At 66.0% G+C, this 24,492-nt stretch carries 24 protein-coding genes, 1 tRNA gene and 1 pseudogene; 12 read left to right on the forward strand and 14 right to left on the reverse strand.

The window, feature by feature from the left end:
- The first annotated feature begins 19 nt into the window (after window positions 1-19).
- Entirely contained in the window at window positions 20-664 is a 645-nt protein-coding gene (locus tag KBY88_RS12270; RefSeq protein WP_254940222.1) for a HupE/UreJ family protein, read from the forward strand.
- Between the two features lies 1 nt (window position 665).
- Window positions 666-1,775: a cobalamin biosynthesis protein CobW gene (gene cobW, locus KBY88_RS12275; protein WP_254940223.1), complete on the forward strand. Its 1,110-nt coding sequence runs from the start codon at window positions 666-668 to the stop codon at window positions 1,773-1,775.
- Here the strand turns inward: cobW and KBY88_RS12280 are convergent.
- The gene (locus KBY88_RS12280; RefSeq protein WP_254940224.1) at window positions 1,721-2,128 is read right to left on the reverse strand and encodes a hypothetical protein; all 408 of its coding nucleotides are present in this window, start codon (window positions 2,126-2,128) and stop codon (window positions 1,721-1,723) included. The genes cobW and KBY88_RS12280 overlap by 55 nt on opposite strands.
- A 98-nt stretch (window positions 2,129-2,226) precedes the next feature.
- On the opposite strand from KBY88_RS12280, the gene purS reads away from it, so the two are divergent.
- The 4 genes from purS to KBY88_RS12300 are packed head-to-tail and all read left to right on the forward strand — an operon-like array spanning window position 2,227 to window position 4,140.
- Complete coding sequence (gene purS / locus KBY88_RS12285) at window positions 2,227-2,484, forward strand: phosphoribosylformylglycinamidine synthase subunit PurS (protein WP_254940225.1); 258 nt, start codon at window positions 2,227-2,229, stop codon at window positions 2,482-2,484.
- Window positions 2,485-2,497: 13 nt separating this feature from the next.
- Complete coding sequence (gene purQ, locus KBY88_RS12290; RefSeq protein WP_254940226.1) at window positions 2,498-3,151, forward strand: phosphoribosylformylglycinamidine synthase subunit PurQ; 654 nt, start codon at window positions 2,498-2,500, stop codon at window positions 3,149-3,151.
- The gene (locus KBY88_RS12295; protein WP_254940227.1) at window positions 3,151-3,735 is read left to right on the forward strand and encodes an LD-carboxypeptidase; all 585 of its coding nucleotides are present in this window, start codon (window positions 3,151-3,153) and stop codon (window positions 3,733-3,735) included. The genes purQ and KBY88_RS12295 overlap by 1 nt, the downstream gene beginning before the upstream one ends.
- 33 nt (window positions 3,736-3,768) lie before the next feature.
- Window positions 3,769-4,140 carry a S66 peptidase family protein gene (locus KBY88_RS12300; RefSeq protein ID WP_254940228.1) on the forward strand — a complete coding sequence of 124 codons (372 nt, stop codon included), beginning with the start codon at window positions 3,769-3,771 and terminating at the stop codon, window positions 4,138-4,140.
- Between the two features lie 84 nt (window positions 4,141-4,224).
- Here KBY88_RS12300 and KBY88_RS12305 read toward each other — a convergent pair whose 3' ends face one another.
- Window positions 4,225-4,827 carry a peroxiredoxin gene (locus KBY88_RS12305; protein ID WP_254940229.1) on the reverse strand — a complete coding sequence of 201 codons (603 nt, stop codon included), beginning with the start codon at window positions 4,825-4,827 and terminating at the stop codon, window positions 4,225-4,227.
- 180 nt (window positions 4,828-5,007) lie between these two features.
- Here KBY88_RS12305 and KBY88_RS12310 point away from each other — a divergent pair, with 180 nt between their 5' ends.
- A complete protein-coding gene (locus KBY88_RS12310; RefSeq protein WP_254940230.1) occupies window positions 5,008-5,337 on the forward strand; it encodes a hypothetical protein in 330 nt (109 codons plus the stop codon).
- Window positions 5,338-5,446: 109 nt separating this feature from the next.
- Here KBY88_RS12310 and KBY88_RS12315 read toward each other — a convergent pair.
- From KBY88_RS12315 to psb32, 6 genes are all read right to left on the reverse strand, one after another.
- A tRNA-Met gene (locus KBY88_RS12315) sits at window positions 5,447-5,520 on the reverse strand.
- 58 nt (window positions 5,521-5,578) lie between these two features.
- Window positions 5,579-6,598 carry a M23 family metallopeptidase gene (locus tag KBY88_RS12320; RefSeq protein ID WP_254940231.1) on the reverse strand — a complete coding sequence of 340 codons (1,020 nt, stop codon included), beginning with the start codon at window positions 6,596-6,598 and terminating at the stop codon, window positions 5,579-5,581.
- Between the two features lie 182 nt (window positions 6,599-6,780).
- Window positions 6,781-7,257, reverse strand: a complete 477-nt coding sequence (locus KBY88_RS12325; RefSeq protein WP_254940232.1) for a tRNA (cytidine(34)-2'-O)-methyltransferase — start codon at window positions 7,255-7,257, stop codon at window positions 6,781-6,783.
- A gap of 4 nt (window positions 7,258-7,261) precedes the next feature.
- Window positions 7,262-7,807 (reverse strand): bifunctional adenosylcobinamide kinase/adenosylcobinamide-phosphate guanylyltransferase, encoded by a 546-nt coding sequence (locus tag KBY88_RS12330; RefSeq protein ID WP_254940233.1) that lies wholly within the window; start codon window positions 7,805-7,807, stop codon window positions 7,262-7,264.
- A complete protein-coding gene (pxcA, locus tag KBY88_RS12335; protein ID WP_254940234.1) occupies window positions 7,797-8,939 on the reverse strand; it encodes a proton extrusion protein PcxA in 1,143 nt (380 codons plus the stop codon). Before pxcA ends, KBY88_RS12330 begins: the two co-directional genes overlap by 11 nt.
- Window positions 8,940-8,946: 7 nt before the next feature.
- Entirely contained in the window at window positions 8,947-9,630 is a 684-nt protein-coding gene (psb32, locus tag KBY88_RS12340) for a photosystem II repair protein Psb32 (protein ID WP_254940235.1), read from the reverse strand.
- Between the two features lie 119 nt (window positions 9,631-9,749).
- Here psb32 and KBY88_RS12345 point away from each other — a divergent pair, with 119 nt between their 5' ends.
- Window positions 9,750-10,418, forward strand: a complete 669-nt coding sequence (locus KBY88_RS12345; RefSeq protein WP_261348792.1) for a cofactor assembly of complex C subunit B — start codon at window positions 9,750-9,752, stop codon at window positions 10,416-10,418.
- Here KBY88_RS12345 and lptC read toward each other — a convergent pair.
- Window positions 10,351-11,544, reverse strand: a complete 1,194-nt coding sequence (gene lptC, locus KBY88_RS12350; RefSeq protein ID WP_254940236.1) for an LPS export ABC transporter periplasmic protein LptC — start codon at window positions 11,542-11,544, stop codon at window positions 10,351-10,353. The two genes, KBY88_RS12345 and lptC, sit on opposite strands and share 68 nt — an antisense overlap.
- Before the next feature lie 20 nt (window positions 11,545-11,564).
- Window positions 11,565-13,166, reverse strand: coding sequence for a methionine--tRNA ligase (locus tag KBY88_RS12355; RefSeq protein WP_254940237.1), 1,602 nt, complete (start codon window positions 13,164-13,166; stop codon window positions 11,565-11,567).
- Window positions 13,167-13,260: 94 nt separating this feature from the next.
- Between KBY88_RS12355 and KBY88_RS12360 the strand changes: the two genes are divergently transcribed.
- Window positions 13,261-13,848: a Mo-dependent nitrogenase C-terminal domain-containing protein gene (locus KBY88_RS12360; RefSeq protein WP_254940238.1), complete on the forward strand. Its 588-nt coding sequence runs from the start codon at window positions 13,261-13,263 to the stop codon at window positions 13,846-13,848.
- Entirely contained in the window at window positions 13,848-15,653 is a 1,806-nt protein-coding gene (locus KBY88_RS12365; protein ID WP_254940239.1) for an FAD-dependent oxidoreductase, read from the forward strand. The genes KBY88_RS12360 and KBY88_RS12365 overlap by 1 nt, the downstream gene beginning before the upstream one ends.
- Window positions 15,654-16,043: 390 nt before the next feature.
- Here the strand turns inward: KBY88_RS12365 and KBY88_RS12370 are convergent.
- The 3 genes and pseudogenes from KBY88_RS12370 to rpmG form a co-directional block, all read right to left on the reverse strand.
- A pseudogene (locus KBY88_RS12370) lies at window positions 16,044-17,672 on the reverse strand (ribonuclease catalytic domain-containing protein); the annotation flags it as partial.
- Window positions 17,673-17,721: 49 nt separating this feature from the next.
- Window positions 17,722-17,943 carry a 30S ribosomal protein S18 gene (gene rpsR, locus KBY88_RS12375; RefSeq protein WP_254940241.1) on the reverse strand — a complete coding sequence of 74 codons (222 nt, stop codon included), beginning with the start codon at window positions 17,941-17,943 and terminating at the stop codon, window positions 17,722-17,724.
- A 55-nt stretch (window positions 17,944-17,998) separates the two neighbouring features.
- On the reverse strand, window positions 17,999-18,193 hold the full coding sequence (rpmG, locus tag KBY88_RS12380; RefSeq protein ID WP_254940242.1) for a 50S ribosomal protein L33: 195 nt from the start codon (window positions 18,191-18,193) through the stop codon (window positions 17,999-18,001).
- A gap of 113 nt (window positions 18,194-18,306) precedes the next feature.
- Here rpmG and pheT point away from each other — a divergent pair, with 113 nt between their 5' ends.
- A complete protein-coding gene (gene pheT, locus KBY88_RS12385) occupies window positions 18,307-20,739 on the forward strand; it encodes a phenylalanine--tRNA ligase subunit beta (protein ID WP_254940243.1) in 2,433 nt (810 codons plus the stop codon).
- Between the two features lie 9 nt (window positions 20,740-20,748).
- On the opposite strand, the gene rlmD is transcribed toward pheT, so the two are convergent.
- Complete coding sequence (rlmD, locus tag KBY88_RS12390; RefSeq protein ID WP_254940244.1) at window positions 20,749-22,110, reverse strand: 23S rRNA (uracil(1939)-C(5))-methyltransferase RlmD; 1,362 nt, start codon at window positions 22,108-22,110, stop codon at window positions 20,749-20,751.
- Window positions 22,111-22,263: 153 nt separating this feature from the next.
- Here rlmD and KBY88_RS12395 point away from each other — a divergent pair, with 153 nt between their 5' ends.
- Window positions 22,264-22,758, forward strand: a complete 495-nt coding sequence (locus KBY88_RS12395) for an allophycocyanin subunit alpha-B (RefSeq protein ID WP_254940245.1) — start codon at window positions 22,264-22,266, stop codon at window positions 22,756-22,758.
- The last annotated feature ends 1,734 nt before the right edge of the window (window positions 22,759-24,492 follow it).

Here is a 24,492-nt window from a genome sequence, read left to right on the forward strand (position 1 = left end):
CGCGGACCGGTTTTCCCCGATGACGAATCGTTCTGATGCGCCTCTGGCGCCCAGAGGCAGCCGCGCACCATCACGTTTGGCGCTTGGCGCTCTTGCCCTTCCCCTCCTGCTCCTCCTGGGCGCAGCACCCGTCTCGGCCCACCACCTGATGGGCCTCTTTCAACTCAAGCCTGGTCCCCTGGCGGGGATCCTGAGTGGTCTGGGGCACCCCGTGCTGGGCCCCGATCACCTGCTGTTCCTGCTCGCCCTTGGGCTGGCGGGTCTGCAGCAGCCCAGGCGCTGGCTGGTGGGCCTGCTGGCAACCGGGCTGGCGGCCTCAGGTCTCGGCCTTTGGTTGCCTGGCCTGCCAGGCGCCGAGGTGCTGGTGGCCCTTTCGCTCGTGGCCGTGGGCCTGGTGCTCAACGGCCGACTGCCCCGCTCGATCCTGGTGCCCGCCTTCGCGCTCCACGGCTACGTGCTCAGCGCCGCGGTGCTGGGCTGGGAGCCCACCCCGATCGCCTTCTATCTGCTGGGACTGTTGATCAGCCAGGCCTTGCTGCTCACCGCCGCTGTCACCCTGGTGCGTCGCTGGGGCAGCCGTCTCAGCCCCGCTGACACCAAGCTCGCTGCCGGGGTGCTGATCGGCATCGGCGCCAGCCTGGCCTGGACCACCGTGGTGCCCTGAGATGGTCGCCACCCCAACCAAGCGCCTGCCCGTCACAGTCGTGACGGGCTTTCTCGGCGCGGGCAAAACCACCCTGCTCCGCCACCTGCTGCTCCACAGCGGTCTGCGGCTGGCGGTGCTGGTGAACGAATTCGGCGAAGTGGGCATCGATGGCGACCTGCTGCGCAGCTGCGGCTTCTGCCCTGAGGAGGAGCTCGATGGCCGGCTGGTGGAGCTGGCTAACGGCTGCCTCTGCTGCACGGTCCAGGACGAATTCCTGCCCACGATGCAGACCCTGCTGCTGCAGGCCGACCGCCTCGATGGAATTGTCGTCGAAACCAGTGGCCTGGCCTTGCCGGAGCCCCTGGTGCAGGCCTTTCAATGGCCCGAAATCCGCACCCGCACCCGGGTGAACGGCGTTGTGGCCGTGGTCGATGGTGAAGCCCTGGCCCAAGGGAGTGTGGTGGGTGATCCCGCCGCCCTCGAGGCCCAGCGCCAAGCTGATCCCAGCCTTGACCATCACGACGACCTGGAGGCCCTGTTCGACGAACAGCTCGAGGCGGCGGATCTGGTGCTGGTGAGCCGCGCCGCTGGCCTCAACAGGGATCAACTGCAGGATGTGAAGCGCCGCCTGGCCCGGGCGCTGCGGCCCGGTGCCCAGGTGCTGACCATGGAGCGAGGCGTGGTGGATCCCCATCTGCTGCTCGGGTTTGAGCGGCTTGAGGGCGGCCCCCATGGAGACCTACAGGTCCAAGGTGACCACGACCACAGTGATCACCACGGTCACACCCATGTGCCGATGCAGTCGGTCACGCTCCACATCGAAGGTCGCTTCGAACGCAGCCGCCTGGAGGCCGCCTTGCTGGAGCAGATCCGCCAGCAGAGCATCCTGCGCCTCAAGGGGCGCCTGTGGCAGGCCGGTAAGCCACGCCCGTTGCAGATTCAGGCCGTTGGCCCGCGCCTGGAGTGCTGGTATGAAGCGGCCCCTGGCCCGGCAGCGACCAGCGGCCAGGAGGCCCTGGATCTGGTGGTGCTAGGCCTCGACCTCAACAGGGATCAATTCGAAGCGGCCCTCGATCAGTCCAACGGCAGCTCTCCCCGGGCGCAGATCCCGTCCCAACAGAGCGTCTGAGCGGCGATCCAGCGGCCGCTCACCAACTGAGCCCGCGCGCCCGGACGCTGCAGCGTGACCCGGCCACTGCCGTCATGGCGGAACTCGATGCGCTCGTCTCCGACCTGCAACCTCCAGCGCACGCCTGGAGCCGACACGGTCATCACGCAGGAGCGCCAGGGTCCCTGGCCGATCCGGCAGCTCAACGGCACGTCCTCAGCTCTGGCCTGCGTTGCCATGGCCCCCAGCACCAGACCGGGCACGAGCACCAGAGCAGACGCCAGCAGGGAGGCCGGCAACACCATCCAGGCCGCCCGGCGCAACGGGCTTCCCCACCCTCCAGGCCCGGGCTCCTCCAGTGGTGATGCGGTCATCCCCTCGACTCCGGGGGAAGGTCTCCCTTCACGCTGAACAGTCGCGGCATCCGACGGGCGGCGGGCTGCGAAGATTTAACAAACCACCCCCAGCTCCGGTGCCCCTCTTTTCCGCCCGTGTGTTGGTCTCCCTGAGACCCTCGGTTCTGGATCCCGCCGGGGAGGCCACCCGCGCTGCCGCCGCCCGGCTGGGGGTCGGAGGCCTCAGGAGCTTGCGCATCGGCAAGGCCGTGGAACTGGAACTGGAGGCCCCCGATGCCGAGGCAGCCCGCGCCCAGCTGGAGCTGCTCAGCGACCGCCTCCTGGCCAATCCGGTGATTGAGAATTGGACGCTGGATCTCCAGCACCCCTCCTGAGGCGGATCGCGCGATGACCCTTGGTGTGGTTGTGTTCCCCGGTTCGAACTGCGACCGGGATGTGCGCTGGGCAACGGAAGGTTGCCTTGGCCTTCCCACGCGCTTCCTTTGGCATGAGGAGCGCGACCTTTCGGGGCTGGAGGCAATCGTGCTTCCCGGTGGCTTCAGCTACGGCGACTACCTGCGCTGTGGGGCGATCGCCCGCTTTGCCCCGGTGCTGGAGGAGGTGAAGGCCTTTGCCGAGCGGGGCGGGGCGGTGCTCGGCATCTGCAACGGCTTTCAGGTGCTCACCGAACTTGGTCTGCTCCCTGGGGCGCTAACGCGGAACCGCCATCTTCACTTTCTCTGTGAGCCCTCGCGCCTGACGGTGGAGCCTGGTCCGTGCCGCTGGTTGCGTCGCTACAGCAGCGGCGAGACCATCACCCTGCCGATCGCCCACGGCGAGGGGCGCTATCAGGTCGATCCGGATCAACTCAAGATGTTGGAGGATCAGGGCTCGATCGTGCTGCGCTACGCCACCAACCCCAACGGCTCGGTGGGCGATGTGGCGGGTGTGACCAACGCGGCGGGCAATGTGCTCGGGCTGATGCCCCACCCGGAGCGGGCCTGCGATCCCGCCACCGGCGGGGTGGATGGACGACGGCTGCTCGAGAGCCTGCTGGGCTGATGGCCCTGGGGCGCCGCGAGTTCCTCCTGGCCAGTGTCAGCTCGTTGGTGGCGGGCGCCACCCAGGCCCTCCACCCAGCCGCCCAGGGAGTAGGCAACTCAGTTCCGGTTCCCAGGCTGGCCTTCCCGCCGCCCCTGACTGCCGGCAGCCACCTGGTGGCCTTCAACCCCGCCAGCCGCATTGATCGGCCTGCCCCTTGGCTCGATGGGCTGCGCCGCCGCATCGAAGCGGAAGGCTGGAACTTGCTGGTGCCTGAGCAGGTGTTCGGCCGGCAACGTTGGTTTTCCGCAAGCGACAACCAGCGCGCCCAGGGGCTGATGCTCCTCTGGAAGGATCAAGGCGTGAACGGCGTCCTGCAGATCGGTGGTGGCTGGGGCAGCGCGCGGCTGCTGGAGGCCGGCTGGAGACAACCCCGACGCCCGCTCTGGAGTGTGGGCTTCTCCGATGCCAGCGCCCTGCTGCTGGCGCAGTTGTCGGCCGGCCTCGGTGGCGGTGTTCACGCCGGCCTCGGGGCCTGGGGCGACGACTGGCAGCGGCTTACCGCCCTGCTGGCGGGGCGGCCCGTGGCCCCTCTGCAAGGCTGACCGGGCCGGGCGGGCCAGGCCGAAAGGCCCCTGGTGGTCACCAACCTGACGGTGGCCAGCCACCTCATCGGAACCCCCTGGTTCCCCGACCTGACCGGAGCGGTGCTGGTGTTCGAAGACGTCGGCGAAGCCCCCTACCGTGTGGATCGGCAGTTGACCCAATGGCGCACCAGCGGAAACCTCCGCGCCGTCGCCGGGATCGGTCTGGGCCACTTCATCTGGACGCCCGAGGACCTTCAGAGCGGAGATCTGAGCCTGGAGGAGGTGCTCATGGATCGGCTCGGAGATCTTGGGATCCCGCTTGTGCTGACTTTACCCGTGGGCCATGGGAGGCCCAATGCCCCCCTGCCCCTGGGGCGTCGGGCGCGACTGGATGGAACCTCTGGCACGCTTTCGCTGCTGTGATCGTCGGCCTGTCGCGATGAAAAAAGGGGGGCCGAAGCCCCCCCCAAGTGATCGAGTGACAAGCGCGATAGCGCTGGTCAAGGCTTAGTTCACCGCAGCGAAAAACTCCTTGCTCTTCACCGGGTCGGGATTCATGGTCTTCTCCCCAGGGGTCCAGTTGGCGGGGCAGACCTCATCCGGGTGGGACTGCACGTACTGGAAGGCCTGAAGCACCCGCAGGGTCTCCTCGACACTGCGGCCCACGGGCAGATTGTTGATCGTGGAGTGGGTGATCACACCATCAGGATCAATGATGAACAGGCCGCGCAGGGCAATGCCAGCGTCCTCATCGAGCACGTTGTAGGCCCTGGCGATCTCCTTCTTGAGGTCGGAGACCAGCGGATAGGCGATGTCGCCCAGGCCGCCCTGCTTGCGGTCGGTCTGCACCCAGGCCAGGTGGCTGAACTGGCTATCGACGGAGATTCCGAGAATTTCGGTGTTGCGGCTGGTGAAATCGCCGTAACGCTCGCTGAAGGCGATGATTTCGGTGGGGCAGACGAAGGTGAAATCGAGGGGGTAGAAGAACAAAACCACATACTTGCCCCGGTACTGGGACAGGGTGACCTCCTTGAATTCCTGGTCCACCACGGCGGTGGCGGTGAAGTCGGGGGCGCTCTGGCCCACCCGGAGGGCTCCAGTGGTCGTCATAGGGAAAAGGGGTGAAAGGTTGTGCGCTGCACCCTTGCGCCGGAAGCGGCCGGGATCGCAAGGGAGAGCAAGAGCGAAGTCGGTTCGACTTCTGCTTTACTGGCAACAATTTATCACGGATCCCCTAGGGGTGGTGGCCGCCATAGGCTGGGCATCTGAAACCACTGCCTCAACGTCTCCATGGCCTGGGATCCGGCCCTGCTTCGCAAGTACAACGCCACAGGGCACTTCCGGCTGCTGAGCCAGTTACGCAGCGAGCTCAAGGCCCATCCCCTCACAAGAGCCGCCGATGACCTGGCCGCGGGGGTGCGTCCAAGTCGCAGGGTTCGCGGCCTCGAGCCTCGCTCCTCCGGTCAACAGGGAGGCCGCTACCGCCGTTCAGCCTCCCAGCTGTCCATGCCGGTGGAGATGACACCCCTGGCGCTCAATGATCCCTACGGCTTCGATGCCGACGGCAACTCCTCGGCCTCGAGCTTCCGTGATCGTCTCAACGCCATCGACATGCGCTGAGCTCCCAACGGCGATCCAGCGCGGTACGGCCCATCGGGACAGGTAATAAAAAAGCCAACGTCATCGACGTTGGCAGGTGAGATTGTGGAACGAGCGAACGCTCCATGAATGGCTCGGGGGAGACTTGAACTCCCGACCTTGGGGTTATGAATCCCACGCTCTAACCAGCTGAGCTACCGAGCCGCTGTGATTGGAGTGTAGACGATGGGGGTGAATCCAAAGGCTGAAAAGCCAATGGAGATCAGGCCTTGGACGGAAGGAACTGCAGGGGATTGATCGCCCCTTGGCCTGGGGGATGAATCTCGAAATGGAGGTGTGGTCCGGTGCTGTTGCCGGTGCTGCCCATCAGGGAAATCACGGCACCCTGGGGGACGACATCTCCGACAGAGACGAGCAGGCGGCTGTTGTGGGCGTAGCGGGAGAGGCTCCCGTCGTCATGAACGATGTCGACCAGGTAGCCGTAACCGCCATTGCTCCAGCCCGCCACGACCACGCGCCCGGACTTGGCCGCGAGGATCGGTGTCCCGACGTTGTTGGCCACGTCAATGCCTTTGTGCATGCGGCCCCAACGCCAGCCGTAGCCCGAGGAGAACACCCCCTGGGCGGGCCAGATCCAGCCGTTGCTGCTGAAGGACGGATCCGTTTGCTGGGGCTGACCGAACCGGGGCAGCTCAGGCCAGCTGAGGCCGCCGCTGCCTACGGGATTGAGGCCCAGCACCATGCGGCTGCGGCCCGGTGCCGACTGGGCCAGACGCAGTTGAGTGCCCACCACCAGTCGGGCGGCCTCCAGGCCTGGGTTGAAGCGGAGAATCTCTTGGGGCGTCAGCCCGTAGCGCTGGGCAATCTTGAGCAGATTGTCCCCGAATCGAACCGAGGCCGACTCCTCAACGGGAGGGGGGGACTGTATCGGGGGGTTACGACGGAGCTCCGAGGTGTCCAAGGAGGCGAGAAGCTTGGCCTTACGGGACTGCTGGGAGGGAACCACCAACCAATCACCGGGCTTGAAGCTGTGGTCTTCGTCGACCTCATTAAGTTTGGCCAGCCTGGTTTCATTGACATCCAGCTGCTGGGAGAGCTCTTCGACCGTGACATCGGAGCGAACCTTGATCCAGAGCTTCTCGGTGCTGGGCAAGGCGGCCAGCTCAATCGGAGGCGGGACGTCAAGGGAGCCGAGATCGATACGCTCGGGCTTGGAGTCAGCGAGACCTGGAATGGCAGCGGCCCCGAGCAGGCCTGTGATTCCGAGAATGGGCAGTCCCACCAGTGACCAACGGGTCAGTGGATGGCGTATCAGGTTTTTTAAAGGCTTCATGCAAATTTCCCCATCGGACAAGACCCGGTGGAGAAGCCACTATCCCCAGGTCGGGCAGAGAGTAGCGGCTTGAACCATCCACGGCAAGTCCATGGGGTCGGATGAACGGCTGGAAACGGCGAAAAACATTGTCACTGCAAGAGATCCAGCTGACGGAGGGCCTCGAACAGCACCACCCCCACGGCCACCGAAAGATTGAGGCTGCGCACCCCCCCGCCGGCCCTGGTGCCGCGGGGCATCGGGATTGCCAGGCAGGCATCGGAGCGCTCCAGGAGGGCTACGGGCAGGCCATCGGTCTCGCGCCCGAAGAGCAGCCAGTCGTCGCTCTGAAAGGCAAATCCATGGTGCGGGACGCTGGCCTGGCTGCTGAGGGCCACGAGGCGCCCCCCCTGCCGTTGCCGCTCATGCTCAAACCGCTCGAGGTTGAGATGGCGCTCGAGACTCACCCAAGGCCAGTAATCGAGCCCAGCACGCCTGAGCTGGCGGTCATCGATCGTGAAACCCAACGGTTCGATCAGATGCAACGGCGTACCAGTGGCCGCACAGGTGCGCGCCACGTTGCCGGTGTTGGGGGGGATCTGGGGCTGAAACAACACCACCTGGGGCATCGCCTCAGCCCTCCGGCACAGGAAGACTGCAGGCCAGCAAATCGATGGCACGGCCATGGAGCACGAGCCAAGCGGCCTGGGCCTGGGCCATCAAAAGCTGTTCCAGGCGCCCAAGACGATCGCGGAAACGGCCACCCACCGCCGTGGCCGGCACCACGCCCCAGCCACACTCCTCCGCCACCACCAGCATCGGTGCGGTGCAGGCGCCGACCGCACTGAGCAAGGCCTGCTGCTGGAGCTCCCACTCGCCCGCGCTGAGGTCAAGGTGATAGGCCAGCCAGGTGCCCAGGGAGTCGATCAGAAGCACGTTGTGTGCGGACGCGGCGCGCAGGAAGTCGGGCAGGTCGGCCCCGACTTCCTCAAGCCGCCAGGTGCTGGGCCTGCGGGCACGGTGCCGATCGAGTCGCCGCTGCCAGTCGAGGTCCAGGGGCAAGGCGGGCCCTGTGGCGACGTAGATCACCCCGGCCTCCGCCCGGCGGGCAAGATGTTCTGCCCAGCGGCTCTTTGCGCCTCGACTCGGGCCCGTGATCAGGGTGAGCTCAGCCCCCACCGTTCATGTTGCGCAGGGTGGCCACCGAGGAAGGCGAGACACGGTTGAGATAACGGAAGATCCAGTACTTGAAGATCGTTGCCAGGATCACAGGGAAAGTGGCGATAAATAGCAAAACAAAGTTCTCTTCAGCTGGCAAACCGAAGTGGTGAGCGATGCCTCCCAGCAGGACTGTCCAACCCTCAGGGCTGTGAAAACCAACGAAGATGTCGGTGAATAGGATGATCGCAAACGCTTTGGCACTATCACTGAGGCCGTAAATCACTTCGTCGAGAAAACCGCGCAACACGCGTAGCTCCTGACGTCCAAAGAGACAGACCAGCAAAAAGCCCAGCAAGCCAGCGCCGTCGGCAATGATATTTTTGATCGCATCTGAACTTTGACTATCGGCCTCTTCCTTGAGCTCACTGGCTTTTTCGGCCAATTTCGAGCGCAACTCATCCCGATTGGGAATCTCAGCCCCCCGAAGCAGGGCGTCGAATTCAATCTCAGACTGATAGAGGCGCAGTTGCTTGGCGGCCTCCTCCTCGAGCTGGGGACGTGGATAGGTCAGGAAGGGCAAATCGGGGGCCAAGCGATCCACCAGGGGTGAGATCACATAGGTCCGACTCACCTGCTGCACCAACACGGGCACCAGGATCAGCAGCAACAGAATGCGCAGCGACACGAGGGTGGAGTCCCGTCGGCGCCGGAAGCCGGCCACCACCGTGGCCTCCGCCTCAGGATCCAGCTGGCGACGCACACCATCGAATACCCCCAGCAGACTCCGGGGGAGCATGTCGGGAGAGCGACTGATGCTCGGCAGGGGGCTCCGCCCCAGGTAACGGGCCGTCACCGCCTCAATCAGTTGCAGCTGGCGCAGCTCCTGACCGACGAACTCCTGGCGACGGGGTTCGAGCTGGTCGAGCGCCTGGCGGCAAACCTGGAGGGCAGCACGGAAGCGGCGCAACATCTGCGCCTTGGTGGAGCGGGGAATACTGAGCTCCAGCTCAGGCCTAACCGGACGATCGTTGTAGTACTCCAGCTCAAGGCTCTGAATCAGCAGCGCGGCCTCATAGGCCCGCTCCAGATCATTGCTCAGGTCCAGGGCCTGGGCCTTGCCAAACGTTCCCATCCAATCGGTCAACCCCATGGTGTGATTAGCGGGAGAACACCCACCAGGTCAGCATCGGCACGACGGTGCCCAGCACCAGCAACACGATCACCCAGGTGGTGGCATTGCTGGAGGCGGTTTGCTCGACACTGGGGATGTTGGATTCAACCGCCTTACGCTCGATCTGCACAGGTGGGCCTGGGTCTTCTCCGCCCGAAAGCACCACTTCCAGACGCTCCAGCGCCTCAAGTGAGGCCTGGCGGTAGCGGGCGCCGTCACGGAGAGGCACACCCATCGTGCTGGCGGCCGTGCTCTCCAGCAGAGCGGGGGGCAACTGCTCGAGCAACTCGGGTGAAGCAGCGATCGCGGCCGTGTTGTTCTGGGTCTCAATCAACACCAGCAGCGTGGCCTCATCGGGCGCCGCCACGTCCCACTGCTCCACCAGTTGCTGTGCCAGTTGATCCAGCGACAGGCCGTAATCAAGACGTCCCAGGGTGATCAGGTGGGCTTCGATGTGATCGGCGGACAGCTGCCCCAGCCGGCGCTCCAGATCAGCGATCGCCGCGCGACTGAGCACGGCGGAATGATCCAGCACCCGTTCGGCGGGAGGGCGCTCCGGAAAATCCTGCAGCGCGACGGCCCAGGCAGCCGGGGCGGGGGACAAACCCAGCACCAGAGCCAGCGCAAGAGCAGGCAGAGCGAGCAGGAAGCGGCGGAGGGCGCGTACCACAGGCCTGCGAAGAAAACACCGAACCAGTTTGCCCTTCGGGGCCCGCTCTGTCGCGGACGTCAGAGGAGATCAGGGTGGGCCCTGTGCCAGCGTTGGAGGCGGTGGTGGCAATGGAGGCCATGGGGATTCCCCTCGCCGCGAGGGTGACGCTGGCCTCAGGGCTGCTGGGGCTGACCCTGTGCGTGACCAATCAGTGGACGACGGCGGAGCTCAGCCCCGCCCTACAGCGCTCAGGAGTGCTCGCCGGCCTGTTGTCAGTGGGGTTGATGCTCGTGGCACTGCTCTGGACCCGCATCCAGCCGGAGGCTCCGGAACGGGTGGTGTTGGAGGGTCGCCAGGGTCTTGAGCTTGTGGCAGGTCTACCCGAACCCCTGGCGGAGGAACTGGGTTGGGGCACTCAAATGCTGCTCACGGCCACCCCGGCGGCCTCGGTGCTGGTGCACTGGCGGGGGCGGACCCTGGTGCGGCGAGGGGTGCTGGCCACCGCGTGCTTCAGCCCGGGGGCGATCTGTTCCCGCGCCAGCGCCACGGAACGGGCGATCTCCCTGGTCAACCTGGCGCTCTACCCGGGCCGGGCTGAATTCATCGGCCTGCCCGACGGTGTGCCCGCGGTGTTGATTCAGCCGTTGGGCTCCCAGGGCTGGGTGCTGCTGGGGGGCTGGTCAACCCGTTGTTTCAGCCGCAGCGATGAGGCCTGGCTCCAGGGCTGGGCCCAGAGGCTCAGAACAGCACTGGAGCGCTGGGGGCCCTCTGGGGAGCCTTCGGAGGGAGTTCCAGGAGGGAGCTGACCCGGCCCCCAGGAGTTGTGAACACGGCCAGCCCCTTCGCGCCCAGGGAGCCGCTGACCTCGCTGGCGCGGGTCACTTGCTTGTTGGCCGTGCGCCGCAGAAGAACTCCTCCGGTGGCCTTGAACGCCTGGGTGGTCCAGTTCCAGTGGCAAGCCGTCGCCTGGAGCCAATCGCCGGGTTGACGCAGGTCGCAGGCCTGGGGCACAACGACGCTCTGCTCCTTCTGTTGAATCTCAAATGAAGACCCCTGAATCCGGAGCTGCCCCACAACGGCCGAGAAGGGCCGTGCGCTGGTGATGCGTTGGGTGCCGAAGTTCCAGCGGCTCAGACCAGCCTGCAGCAAGGCTTTTTGGGCTGTGTCAGTGAGTTTCACCGGCGCCTGAAAATCCAGCCACTGCTCTCGGGTGTTGCCCACCAGCCGAGAAGCGCTCAACAGCTGACGGCTGCCTTTGTCACCCTTGCGGATGCCCTGAACCGGACCGCTGCCCAACAGGCTTCCACTGCCGGGATGCCAATCGACGGTGGCCACCATGAGCACCGTCTTGGGCGGTCCCTGGCGCTGGCTTGGGGCCGTTGTCTGACCCTTGGGCGCAATCGGCGCCGCTCCCTTCTGTCCCACGGCTGGACCCGGCTGGGCTTCCCACCGCTCGAGCTTGGGTTGGCCGCGAAGTTCAATCCGATCGAGATCCAAGCGGAAGCGGGCCGTGCTTGCGCTGAGCCGGGATTGGTCGTCAAGCGCCACCGGACGGCGATCGATTTCCATCAGCTGCTGGCGCGGAATCCAGTTCACCCGATCGCCCGTGATCTGCACCGGCCGGTCGCCGATCACCTCGATGGTGACACCCTGCTCAAGGGTGATGCGCTCACCATCGTTGAACACCGTGCCCCTTGCGGCCCGAATGCGATAGCGGGCCTGGCCAGCCGTATAGATCACCCCACGGGGGAAACGGACGTAGGCCATCCGGGCAGCCAGCTCGTAGCGGGCCTCAGGACTCCGCAGTTCCCAGGCCGGGCGCCCCTGGCTGTCCTGTTGACGCAGGTTGAGACTGCGGAACACAAAGGGCAGGGGCTTCTCCTGGCGCACCGGTGTCGACCAGCACCCCGCGAGGGGCAGGAGGAGAAGCAAGGCGAAGGGGTGCAGGCGCCTCACAGGGGTGCATCCAGTTCCAGGCGAGCCATCACCGGCTGGGGCTCCGGTAGAAGCTGGCCGGGGTCCAGGCCACCCCAGCACAGGCGCTCCAGCCAGGGGACATCAAGAGAGGCGGCTGGATCGTCGGCCCCGGACAGCAACCCCTTCGGAACACCGCTGGTCAAGGGCGATTGCCCCAATTGCTCCAGCATCCGCCCGGAGAGATCCGGGACCAGTGGTGCGATCAGCAAGGCCACCAGCCGGGCCGATTCCAAAACCGCATAGAGGTCTTCCCCCACGCCCGTCGAGGCTCCCTCCTGCTTGATGCGGCTCCAAGGGGCGCGCTCGTTGAGGAAGCCGTTGGCCGTGATCGCCAATTGAAGGGCAGCCTGGGCGGCGGACTGAAAGTCAAGGCGCTCCAGAGACGCAATCACTGAATCCCGCGCCCCCGTGGCGGCCTGGGCCAATGGGTGGTCTCCCGCACGGGTGGCACCAGCGGGCGGCACGGCGCCGTCGAACCAGCGCCTTGCCATCGAGGAGGTGCGGTTGAGCAGGTTGCCGATCGTGTTGGCCAGATCGTTGTTGACCAGATCGACGAGGCGCTGCTGCTGGAAGTCCCCGTCATCGCCGAAGGCGATGTCACGCAGGAGATACCAGCGGAGGGCATCGCGGCCACAGCGATCGAGCAGTGCGACCGGATCGAGCACGTTACCCAGGGATTTGCCCATCTTCTGGCCCTCGCGGGTGAGGAAGCCATGGCCGTACACACGCTTCGGCGGCTCCAGGCCGGCGGAGAGCAGCATCGCCGGCCAGTAGACGGCATGGAAACGAAGAATGTCCTTGCCGATCACGTGCACATGGGCGGGCCAGCCGCGGGACAGGGCGGTAGCGAGATCAGCTTCGTCGCCAGGCTCCAGCAGAGCCGTGAGGTAGCCCAGGAGGGCGTCGAACCACACGTAAAACGTGTGCCCGGCATGACCCGGTACCGGAATGCCCCAGGGCAGGTTGACGCGGGAAATCGAGAAGTCACGCAGGCCCTGGGCCACGAAATTCTCCACCTCCTTGCGCCGGCTGGCGGGCTGGATGAAGCCCTCTTGGACGATCAGTGCCTCGATCGCTGCCTGGTAACGGGACAGGCGGAAAAAGAGGTTGAGCTCGTCACGCCACTCCAGGGGCCGGCGGTGGATGCTGCATTCAGGATCTTGGACCTCGTGGGGGTCGTCCTTGAACTCCTCGCAGGCCACGCAGTACCAGCCCTGCTGTCGCCCCTCGATGATGTCGCCGTGGGCCTGCACCCGGGCGAAGAATTGCTCCACCAAGCTCCGGTGTCTGGGGTCGGTGGTGCGGATCATCCGGTCGTTGCTGATCTGCCAGCGCTGCCAGAGCTCCTGGAACTGGGCACTGACCGCGTCGCAATGGGCCTGAGGACTCAGACCGGCGGCCTCAGCCGTGCGTTGAATCTTCTGGCCATGTTCATCGCAGCCGGTGATGAACATCACCGGATTCCCCCGAAGCCGCTCGAAGCGGGCCAGCGCATCACAGGCCAGGGTGGTGTAGGCGCTACCGAGGTGGGGCCTGTCGTTGACGTAGTAGAGCGGTGTGGTGAGGGTGAAGGTCATCGGCGGTGTCATTGGGCCCGCTGCACCGCAAAGGCGGTCCCGCGCCGGGGGCGGATCCTAACCAGCACAGCTTTTCATCCTGCTCTGATCTGCCATGGATCACCCCCTTTCAAGCCCCGGCCCCTCGTTGGTTGCTTTGCACCAGCTGGCCTTGGCCGACGGGGACTTCAGTGCTGAGGAGGCACGGTTGCTGGCCGAGCAGTTGGGCACGGATCTGGCGCAGAAGCCCTGGCAGGCATCCCCTGATGTCAGTGATGCAGATCTCCTGAGTGTGCTGGCCAGGGGCACGCCAGAAGCGGAAAACTTCCTGCGCACGGCCGTCATCGTGGCCTTGGCCGAAGGCCATCTCAGCCGCGAGGAGTTCGCGCTGATCCAGCACTGGTCAGCCCTTCTGGAGGTCGGCGGCGCCGTTCTGACGGGGCTCCATCCCGAGGGAGAAGCACTCGACGGAGTGCGCCGCTGGTTGGATGGCCTCAATCCCCACGACCCTGCCGTGGCGGGCTTCCTGGTGCACCTGATTCCGGCGCAGTGCCCCTTTGAGCGCGACATCATCCTCTTCGGTCACAAGGTGGTGCACGTGCCGCCGATGTGCACCATCAATCCGCTCTATAACCAACTTGTGGCTCTGCGCTTGGGTTGTCTGACCAGCCTGGCGGACGCCCCCCAGGCCGCCAACCATTGATGGCCATCAGCACAGAACGGGCGGCCGTCGTGGTCTGGGGTGGGGGCAGCGGTGGTGTGGCGGCGGCCCTGCAGGCGGCCCGCAGCGGCGCCGACACCCTGTTGCTCACCCCCGGGCCCTGGCTGGGGGGGATGGTGAGTGCCGCGGGCGTCTGTGCCCCTGACGGCAATGAACTCAGCCCGTGGCAAACGGGGCTGTGGGGGGCGCTGCTGCGGGCCCTGCGCCTGGAGGAGCCCGAGGGGCTGGATCACAACTGGGTGAGCTGCTTCGGCTACCGGCCCGCGAGCGCCGAGCGCGTGCTCCGGCGTTGGTTGGCCGCCGAAGCGCGCCTGCGCTGGTGGCCCAACTGCACCCTGCTAGCGGCCCATCGCCGGGGAGCGCGCCTCACCGCCCTGGAGCTGGAGACCCCCGCTGGCCCCAGGCGCGTGGCCCTGGAGGTGGCGGTGGATGGGAGCGATCGCGGCGAGCTGCTGCCCCTGGCCCAGGCCCCCTTCCGGCTGGGCTGGGAATCCCATGAGCAGTGGCAGGAACCCAGTGCCCCCAGCCGCGCCCGGCTGGAATCCGATCCGTTTTTCAGACAACAACCCGTGCAGTCGCCCACCTGGGTGGTGATGGGGCAGCTGGGAGAGGGAGGCGCTCCGATCAAGGGCTCTGGCTTGGCCTCTCCATTCGAGCAGGCCACCGCGTCCTTCGGCCTGGGGCGCACCCTCACCTACGGACGCCTGCCCGGGGGCTTGGTCATGCTCAATTGGCCCCTCCATGGCAACGACTGGCACAGGGACCTCGATCGGGCCTTCAGCGGCGACCCTGGCCAGGAGGAAGAGCTCGCCCAGGCGATGCGCCAGCACAGCCTGCACTTTCTCAGCACCCTTGAGCAGGCCACGGACGGCTGGTTAAAGCCCGGACATGCGTTTCCTGGCCTCACGCCCCCGGCCTCTGCGGCGGAGGGCCCGGAGGGGGATCAGAGCCTCGCCCTGATGCCCTACTGGCGCGAAGGTCGCCGGCTGGTGGCCCGCTCGCTGGTGCGGGAACAGGATCTCCTACCCCAGGGTCCGGGCGCCTCGATCGCACCGCTGCCGTTCGATGACAAGCGCCAGGTGCAAGCCATCGCCGTCGGCAACTACGTCAACGACCACCACTACCCAGGCCCCGATTGGCCCCTGGCTCCCAAGGCCTGTCCCTGGGGCGGGCGCTGGAGCGGCACCCCCTTCACCATCCCGTACGGCGCCTTGATCAGCGCCGACGTGGAGAACCTCCTTGCCGCCGACAAGGCGATCGGCACGAGCCACATGGCCAATGGCGCCACGCGGCTGCAGCCCCTGGTGCTTAATGTCGGCCAAGCGGCGGGGCTGGCGGCAGCTCTCTGCGTGCATCAGGGGATCCGGCCGGCCGATCTCCCCGTGCGAGAGCTGCAGGAGCAGCTGATCAGCGAGGCCCAGGCCCCGGCCGGGCCCCTGCCCCTCTGGGACACCCCCTGGCACCATCCCGATTGGCGCGAACGCCAGCGGTCTGCCCTGCTGGATCCATCGGTCCTGGGGAGCGATGGGCTCTGGCCGAACGCCCCCGAATCACCAAACCACCAAATCCCGGCCGAACCTGGCGAGGCGCACTGGTCCGGCACCCTGCATCCAGATGGCCAGGGGCGCTACCAGCTCACGACAGCAACGGACCAGTGGCCCGTGATCACCCTCGAGCCGCAGCTCCACCGCTGGCTCAACCAGCTAGAGCGCCCCACCGAGGTGGTCTTGATCGGCACCGCCAACCCCTGGGGCCCGTGGCTGCGCGTCTCACGGCTGGCCCGTTGAGCGCACCGCCAGCAACCTGAGCCGATCAGCGAGGCAATCCACCTCGCCCACCCGCACCACCAGCCCATCGCCGGGTTCACAGCCCTCAGGAGCAAGGGCCGGCAGATCCATGGCGAGGGCATCGAGATGCACCAAGGCCAGGCCGTCCTGCTGACGCAACCAGCGCAGGAACAGGGCCGGCCAGGAGCCGTCTAGGTGGCGCTCGAACCAGACCTGTTGCCAGTGGCGCTGATCCTCACGGGCGATCTGAATCGTCTGGCGCAGGGCAGGATCGAGCTGGTCGAGCAAGCCGGCCAGGGCTGACGCTTCCAGAGGGATGTCACCCGCCTGATGGGCCAGCAATTGCCGCTGCACCACCAGGTCGCCATAGCGCCGAATCGGGGAGGTGGCCTGCACGTAAGCCGGCAGCCCCAGGCTGAAGTGGGGAGCGGGCTGGGTCCCCGTGAGACCGCGCGTGAGGCCCCGGCGCAGGGTGGCGTGACGGACGGGACCGGGTGCCAGATGCTCCCACTGCTCAGCTGGAGGCAGGGGGCTGGGGGACTGGCTGCGATAGGGCAGGGCCAGGCCATGGCAGACGCCGTAGTCCGCCACCGCGGCACCAGCCATGATCATCGCCTCGGCCACCAGCAACCGTGCCGGGGAGGGCTCCACCACCTCCACGAGCGGCTCATCGTCTTCGCAGCGGATTCGTCCCTCGCTCTGATCCAGCAGCAGCGCCCCCTGGCGCTCACGCCAGCGGCGGCGGCTCTCCAACAAGAGATGGAGCTCGGAGAGATCGGGATCCTCCGGCGGCGCCAGTTCAATCAAGTCGTCAGCGTCCTCGTAGCTGAGTCGGTAGGTCGGCCGCACCCAGCTGCGCCGGAGCTCATAGCCCGCGAGGCTGCCATCGTCGTGGAGATCGATGCCATAGCTCCAGGCCGCGCATCGCTCCCCCTGGCGCAAGCTGAACGGGCCCGCCGCCAACTCCAGCGGAAACATCGGCACGCTGCCGCCAGCGAGGTAAAGGCTGGAGGCGCGTCGCCGGGCCTCCAGATCCAGCGGACTGCCCTCGGCCACCAGCCGTGCCGGATCAGCAATGTGCACCCAGAGCCGCTGGCGGCCGGCCGCCAGGCGCTCAAGCGAGAGCGCGTCGTCGATCTCGCGGGTGAGGGGATCGTCGATCGTGAAGCTGCGCAATCCCGTGAGATCGAACCGCTGCCCATCCCCAGGCTGGGGCTCCCCGCAGCGCTCCACCAAGGCATCGGCCTGGGCGATCAACTCCGGGCTGAACCCCGCCGACCAAACACTTTGGCGCAGGGAAGGAAGGCTATGGGCCTGCCACTGGCCCAGATCCACCAGCAGATGACGCAGGGCCCCTGGTTCAGGGGCCACCCGCGCCTGCTGCAAACCCTTGAGCAGCTCGGGGCCGAGCGGCTGGTCCTGCTCTCCGGCCGCCCAGGCCAGCAGCTGCCCAAGCTCCTGACGCGACACTGGCGACAACTGCGCCGGATCAATCGGCCGCCGTTGGCGCAGGGCGTCATGCCACTGCTGCTGGTGCTGGATCAACAAGCGTTGGTGACGGCGGCCGTGGCGCAGGGCATGGAGATCCTGCCGGGGGCGAGCTTGGACCTGCCCCTGACGCCAACGAAACAGATCCTGACCCGGGCGCTGCAGCTCCAACCAGCAGGCCGAAGCGGCCACCGGGGTGGAAGATCCGGCCACCAGGCCGACGAACTCAGCGAAGGGGAGAAACTCGCCATCACCATCGAGAAGGAGCCAGGCGGCTCCCCAGTCGCGGCGCCGGGGCCTGGCCGCAGCCAAGGCTGCTTCTGTGAGGCCCCAAGGAGCGACCTCCAACCGGCTGACGGGCTCATGTCCGCGAGGCAGAGCCTGAATCAAATCAAGCTGACGCAAGGGCAAGAGCTGGGATTTGGCCCCAAAACCCACCAGCACCGCTGCTCGGCTGCCCTGTACGGCGGCGATCAAACCAAGCGTGGGGGCCTGCCGATCGAACAGGCCGACCAGATCACCGATGGGCACGCGGGCTCAAGAAAAGAATGTCGGGCAGGTTGCACCCGCCCGCTGGAGCTCAACCCTCGGGGTTGACGAAGGGCAGCAGGGCCACGATGCGCGCACGCTTGACGGCGTTGGTGAGGTCCCGTTGTTGCTTTGCCGTCAGGCCTGTGAGACGACGGGGGAGAATCTTGCCCCGTTCGGTGATGAACTTCTTGAGTAGATCGACATCTTTGTAGTCGATCGGATCACCAGGCTTGATCGGCGAAAGACGCTTCTTGAAAAAAGAGCTGGTCATGGGGGAACGAAAAAAACGGTGAACGAGGAAGAGGCTGCTCAGCGACCGCTGAAGCTCACTTGATCTCTTTATGGACCGTGGGCTTGTTGCAGTGAGGGCAGAACTTCTTGAGTTCGATCCGTTCGGTGGTGTTCCGGCGGTTCTTCTCGGTGGTGTAACGGGACACCCCAGGAGAACGCTTGGCGGGGTTGGACCGGCATTCGGTGCACTCGAGAGTGATCACGATCCGGACGCCCTTGTTCTTGGCCATAAGGACGTTGCGCCGCTGATGGGTAGCGAAGTTGACAGGGATCAACCATACCAACCCATCAGACCCCCCCCAGGGCTGATCCTTAAGATCATCTCTTGTGCGAACAGGGTTCGATGCGGGTCTCCCTCCAGTGGCTCAAGGAGCTGGTGGCCTGCGACACCCCAGCCGCTGAGCTGGCCGAGCGGCTCTCGATGGCAGGCTTCGAGGTGGAGTCGATCGAGGATCTCGCCGCCCAGGCCGCCGGAGTGGTGGTGGGTTATGTCAGCCGCCGCGAGCCCCACCCCAACGCCGACAAGCTCAGTGTCTGCAGCGTCGACGTGGGTGCCGAGCAGCCCCTGCAGATCGTCTGCGGGGCGACCAATGTGCGTGCCGGTCTCCACGTGCCCGTGGCCCTGGTGGGCGCCCACCTGCCGGCGGTGACGCTCACGATCAAGCCGGCGGAGCTGCGAGGCGTGGCCAGCAGCGGCATGATCTGCTCCCTGAAGGAATTGGGGCTCGCCGATGGCTCAGCTGGCATCGCGGTACTCGATGAGTTGCTGGAGTCGGTGCCCCCTGTGGGCACAGCCGTCGGCCCCAGTCTCGGCCTTGATGATCAGGTGCTCGAGCTGGCGATCACCGCCAACCGGCCCGATGGCCTCTCGATGCAGGGCATCGCCCGCGAGGTGGCCGCACTCACCCATGCCTCCCTCACCCTCGCCCCAGCGGCGCCAGTCCAGGCGGCTGAGCCGTTGGGGGTGAGCCCCGACCACCAAGCGGCGATCGAGCGGGGTGGCCTGTTCAGCGTCACGGCCCTCCGGGGCGTGCGCGTCGAACCGTCGCCCCGATGGTTGCAGCAACGGCTGGAGCGCGCCGGGCTGCGGGCGGTCAACAACGTCGTCGACATCACCAACCTGGTGATGCTGGAAACCGGCCAGCCGCTCCACGCCTTCGACAGTGACCGGTTGGCGGCCCTGGGCGGCGGTTCCCTGGCGGCAGAGGCTCTCGGATTGCGGCAGGGGCGAGAGGGAGAGATCTTCGAAGCCCTTGATGGCAGCACGCTGGAGCTCGATGACGAAGCCCTTGTGGTGACCTACGCGGATCAGCCCATCGCCCTGGCGGGGGTGATCGGTGGGGCGTCCAGCGCCGTGCACGGGGGCACCACCAACCTCTGGCTGGAGGCGGCGGTGTTCGCGCCCCAGCAGGTACGCCGCAGCGCCCGCAGCGCCGGCCTGCGGACCGAAGCCAGTGCCCGGTTCGAAAAGGGGCTGCCGCGGGAGGTGACCCTCTCGGCAGCCGACCGGGCCGTGCAATGGCTGGTGGAGTTGACGGGAGCTGAACCCACGGGCCGCTATCTGCACCAAAAACCCCAACAGCCAGCGGAACCCTTGACGCTGCGCCGCGATGCGTTGCACCAGTTGCTCGGTCCTGTGGTGGATGACGGCGAAGCCGGGGATCTGCCCGACGACGCGATCGAGCAGACCCTGGGGGCCCTCGGCTGCGTGCTGAAACCCACCGAACTGGGTTGGCAGGTGGCCATTCCAGCCTCCCGGGCCCTGGACCTCCTGCGCGAGGTGGATCTGATCGAGGAGGTGGCGCGGCTGGTGGGCTACGACCGCTTTGCCACCCATCTGCCCGATCCGCTGGGCCCCGGAGGCCTGAGCCCAGCCCAGGAGGTGGAACGCCGGCTGAGACGGGCCCTCTGCCAAGCGGGGCTGCAGGAAACCTGTGCCCTCTCCCTGGTGGTGGCGGGCCCCGGACGCCTCCCCCTCGCCAATCCCCTGCTGTCCGACTACGGACACCTGCGCGACAACCTGATCGATGAGCTCCTGGAGGCCGCTCGGCGCAACCTCCAGGCCGGCAGCCCTGGATTCTGGGCCTTTGAACTCGGCCACGTCTTCAGCCCGCAGGCCAAAGGGGAACCCCAGCTCCTGCAGCTGGCGGGGGTGATCAGCGGCAGCCGAAGCTCCGAGCTCTGGTCCAGTGGCGGCAAGCCCATCAGCCCCAGCTACTACGAAGCCCGCGGTCTGCTGGAGCGCGCCCTGGGCAGCCTGGGCCTGGACAGCGAGGATCGCCCCCTCCGCCAGCAGCCCCAGCTCCATCCAGGCCGTGCCGCAGAGTTGGTGGTCGAAGGCCGCGGGGTGGGCTGGTTCGGCCAGCTGCATCCCGAACGGGCCGAAGCCCTGGATCTTCCCGAGGCCACTCACCTGTTCCAACTGGAGGTGCCTCCCCTGCTCACGGCCGCCACCCGCCGCAACCGCTGGCAAGCCAGCTTCAGCCCCTTCCCCACGGTTCCTGCCGCCGAACGGGATCTGGCCCTGGTGGTGCCCCGCACCTTGCTGGCTTCACAGTTGCTTCACGCGATTCGCAAAGCCGGCAAGCCCCTGCTGGAGCACGTGGAACTTGTGGATCGCTACGAAGGTGAGCAGTTGGGAGCCGACCGCTGCAGCCAGGCGTTTCGGCTGCGCTATCGCGAGGCCAGCCGCACCCTCACCGATGGGGAAGTGGAGGAGGCCCACTCCCGCATCCGCCAGGCCCTGGAAAAACAGTTCGACGCTCAGCTGCGCTGAGCAAGGGAGTCAGAGGCGCCGCAGGACCGCCAGGCACTCCACGTGACTGGTCTGGGGGAAGAAATCAATCGGTTGCACGCTGATGAGCTCAAGGCGCCCACCGGCGCAGAACAGGGCAAGGTCACGGGCCAAGGTGGCGGGGTTGCAGCTCACGTAAGCCACCCGCGCCGGCGCCAGTTCAGCGATGGTGGCGCAGACACCGGGTGCGAGGCCCTTGCGGGGTGGATCCAGAAGCAGACCATCGGCTTCGGCCAGGGCATCCTCCAGTGCCGTCTCCACCTCCGTGGCGAGAAAGCGGCAGCGCTCGAGCCCATTGCGCTCGGCGTTGGCTCTGGCCTGCTCCACCGATCCGGGGTGTTGCTCAAGCCCCACCACAGAGGCGCCGGTCGCCGCCAAGGGCAGGCTGAAGGTACCAATGCCGCAGTAGGCATCAACCAGGCGCGTGCCAGCTCTGGCAGCAAGCGCCTCGATCAGCAATGGCAACAGGCGCTCCGCCTGAGCCGTGTTCACCTGAAAGAAGGTGTCGGCACCGATGCGCAGCTCTTGAGCTGCAAAACGCTCCAGCAACCAGGAACGTCCCGCGAGGGTGTCGGTCTGAGGGCCGAGCAAGGTATTGGAGGCTTGCGGCTGCAGGTTGAGGCAGACACCCACCAGTTCAGGCCAGCGCTCCATCCAGGCCTCCGCCAGAACCTCTCGGTCGGGCAGATCGCGGTGGCTGCTGATCAGCGTGATCAGCACCTCGCCCGTGTTCCGCCCCAGGCGTAGGGCCAGGTGCCGTAAACCGCCCTCGCCGGCCAGATCCACATCAACGGGCCAGTCGGTCTGCTCCAGATCGGCCTTGATCGGGGCAATGAGCCGATCCAAGCGGGGATCTAGCACCGGACAGCGGTTCATGTTCACGATCCTGTGGCTGCCGCTGCGGTAAAACCCAGCGCGAAGCTTGCCCTCCTCCGTTCGTTCGAGGGGAATCACCGCGCGGTTGCGGTAGCCCAGGGGCGATTCAGCCGCCAGTATCGGTGCGACGTCGAGCTCGAAGCCGCCGATGCGACGCAGTGCCTGCTGCACGGTGTCGTGCTTCCAGCGGGCCTGGGCTCCGTCCTCGAGGTGTTGAAGCGAGCAGCCTCCGCAGCGGTCGGCCAGGATGCAGGGGGGCTTGCGCCGCTCGGGGCTGAGCAGCAGCGTGGAGCGGTGCTCAGCGACCAGATGGCGCTTGGCGCGGTGGCGAACGATCACCTCCACCGTTTCACCGGGCAGGGCCCCGTCAACGAACACCACCTGCACGCCTGTGCGGCCCACTCCCTGGCCCTCATGGTTGAGACCCGTGATCCGCACAGTCAGGCGCGTGCCGAGGCTGGGGGTTTGGGGATCCATCGAGGCTCACACCCGCGCGCTTGGCCCCCGACCCTATCGGCGAGCGCAATGGTGCCCGGGCCCGGCAGATGCAAAGGGGCGTTACACCTCGACCACAATCCCTTTCAGGCAAGGGGGTCTGTCGATAACGTATGAGAGCGCATGGTGCCGTTGATGAGCGTCGTTCGGGATCTGATCCTCCAAGCAGACGACCAGTTGCGGTACCCCAGTGGCGGTGAGCTTCGCTCGATCGTTCAGTACCTCTCCGGCGGGACGGGTCGCCTGCAGGTGGTGCGCGCCCTCACCGAGAACGAGAAGAAGATCGTTGATGAGGCCGCGCTTCAGTTGTTCTCCCGTAAGCCTGATTACGTGGCCCCAGGCGGCAACGCCTACGGCCAGAAGCAACGGGCCCAGTGCCTGAGGGATTTCAGCTGGTACCTGCGCCTGGTCACCTACGGAGTGCTGGCCGGCAGCACTGAGCTGATCCAGAAAATCGGCGTCGAAGGGGCCCGTGAGATGTACAACAGCCTGGGGGTTCCACTCCCTGGCATGGTCGAATCGATCCGCACCCTCAAGGACGCCTCCCTGGTGCTTCTCTCCACCGACGAAGCCGCCCTGGCCGGTCCCTACTTCGACTTCCTGATCAAGAGCCTTCAGACTCCGAACTAATTGTCAACCGGGGCCAACGCGCGAACTCAGAGCTCGCCAAACCGTCCCAAACAAGTTTCAGTCTTGGACGTTAACCGCGTCTCAGCTGAGATCATCGAATCAATTTTCGGGCCCATGGCCGGGAGGCAATCCGCCCGAATGGGGCCAGCAACGCCAGTTCCCGTGCTCGGCTGCCTGCCAGCCCTAAACTGTTAAGAGAGCAGTGGGCAAGGTGTCTGCAGCAGCCATGATGAGGCCCACGGCTGGGCTGACCTGATCCCCCTTTGCCTGCGCACCTTTGGCCCCAGGTTGGACTTCGTTGCCCCTTGACACCACCTCAGAACTCCAGGTGGCAGGTTCTTGGCGAACAGTTGCGAGGTGAGCCCATGAGGCATAGCGCCGTTAGCGCACGAAGGCTCCAATAGTCTCACTTGTATCATTCACGACGCCTTTGAGGACTCGATCCAAGAACACACTGAGAGAGCCGCGAGGCTCCAAGCGAGTCTTCACTCGAGTTCAGCGCCCATCACCTTCGCCCCTGGGCTGAGCACTCTGCCGGCCCCTCGCCACAGACGGCGCCTTCGCAAGGAAGCCATCAATGCATGTCTGCTGTCTCATTCAAGACCCAAAGCTGGTCTTTTTTTGAATAACAGGCGAGACAGCTGGGAGGCCAACCACCGAAGTCCTTGCTTGGCCCATTGCTCCTGATGCTTACAGAAATCGACCTCCAGGCCCAGAGTTGTGCGACATCCGCACGTTGGAGCCCATCGAGAGCTGGCCAAGTCGTGCCGCCATGGCCAGACGCGCGCAGGCAAGGACAAAATGTGAATCGTGGATCTCAGAAGAGACGTCATTCAGGTCTCGATCGGGACCCATCGGCCAAGGGCAGGACAGACCTCAGGCATGGCCCGTCCATCGGCGATGGCCTTCGGCCCTGGAGGATCCCACCCATGGGGCCCATGGGCACTGCGTACCTGTCTTTGACACAGGTACGCAGGTTTCAAATTCGTTTCATGACAAGGCATCACGGAGATGAATGGCGATCTGGACCGTGACGATTGGGTGACTTGGACAACGGGCTGCCCTGAGCCGTTCCCTCCGCTCCCCCACGGGGCAACGTTGAACAGAGCCGGGGCGCATCATGGGGCGCCGCAGGTGGCCTCCAGCGGCCACCACAACACCCACGCTGGCTGCTCCACATGCATGGGCCAGAATCACGCTGAAATGGATTCTTCTATCGAACCGGTGCATGGGCGAACGACACAAACTTACTCGCTGTGTGAGTGCCATGAATTCATCACACAAAACCGACTCGACAGACTGAGCCCAGACGACTCACCCGCCAAGGACGGGTGGCCGTGCCGTCGCCCCCCCTTCGGGATGATCCAAGCCAAGGGATGCCATGAGCCTTCAGCGGACAGCGATCAATCGCTTCAACGGCAGACGGGAGGAACAGGAGCCCCATGGCGCGGCATCGGCGCCATGCAACCGTCAAGCTCCTACCTGCCCCAAGCATCTCACCTGATCCAAATCATGGGACTCATTACTTGTCGCGTCCAGGACAAATAAGATCGTTAAAGGACGAGTGCCAGCCGTCAGCCCAGAGGCCGACGATCGGATCATGCACCTGACGTGGACCCCGGCAGCCGGAGCAGGGTGAATGAGAGTCCTCAGCCGGCCAGACTGGGCCGGGGACTACACCATGAAACGCACCAGACACACAGCGGAGCAGATCATCCGCAAGCTCAAAACTGC

Origin of the sequence: Cyanobium sp. Morenito 9A2 (assembly GCF_024345575.1) — a bacterium.
Classification (GTDB): domain Bacteria; phylum Cyanobacteriota; class Cyanobacteriia; order PCC-6307; family Cyanobiaceae; genus ATX-6F1.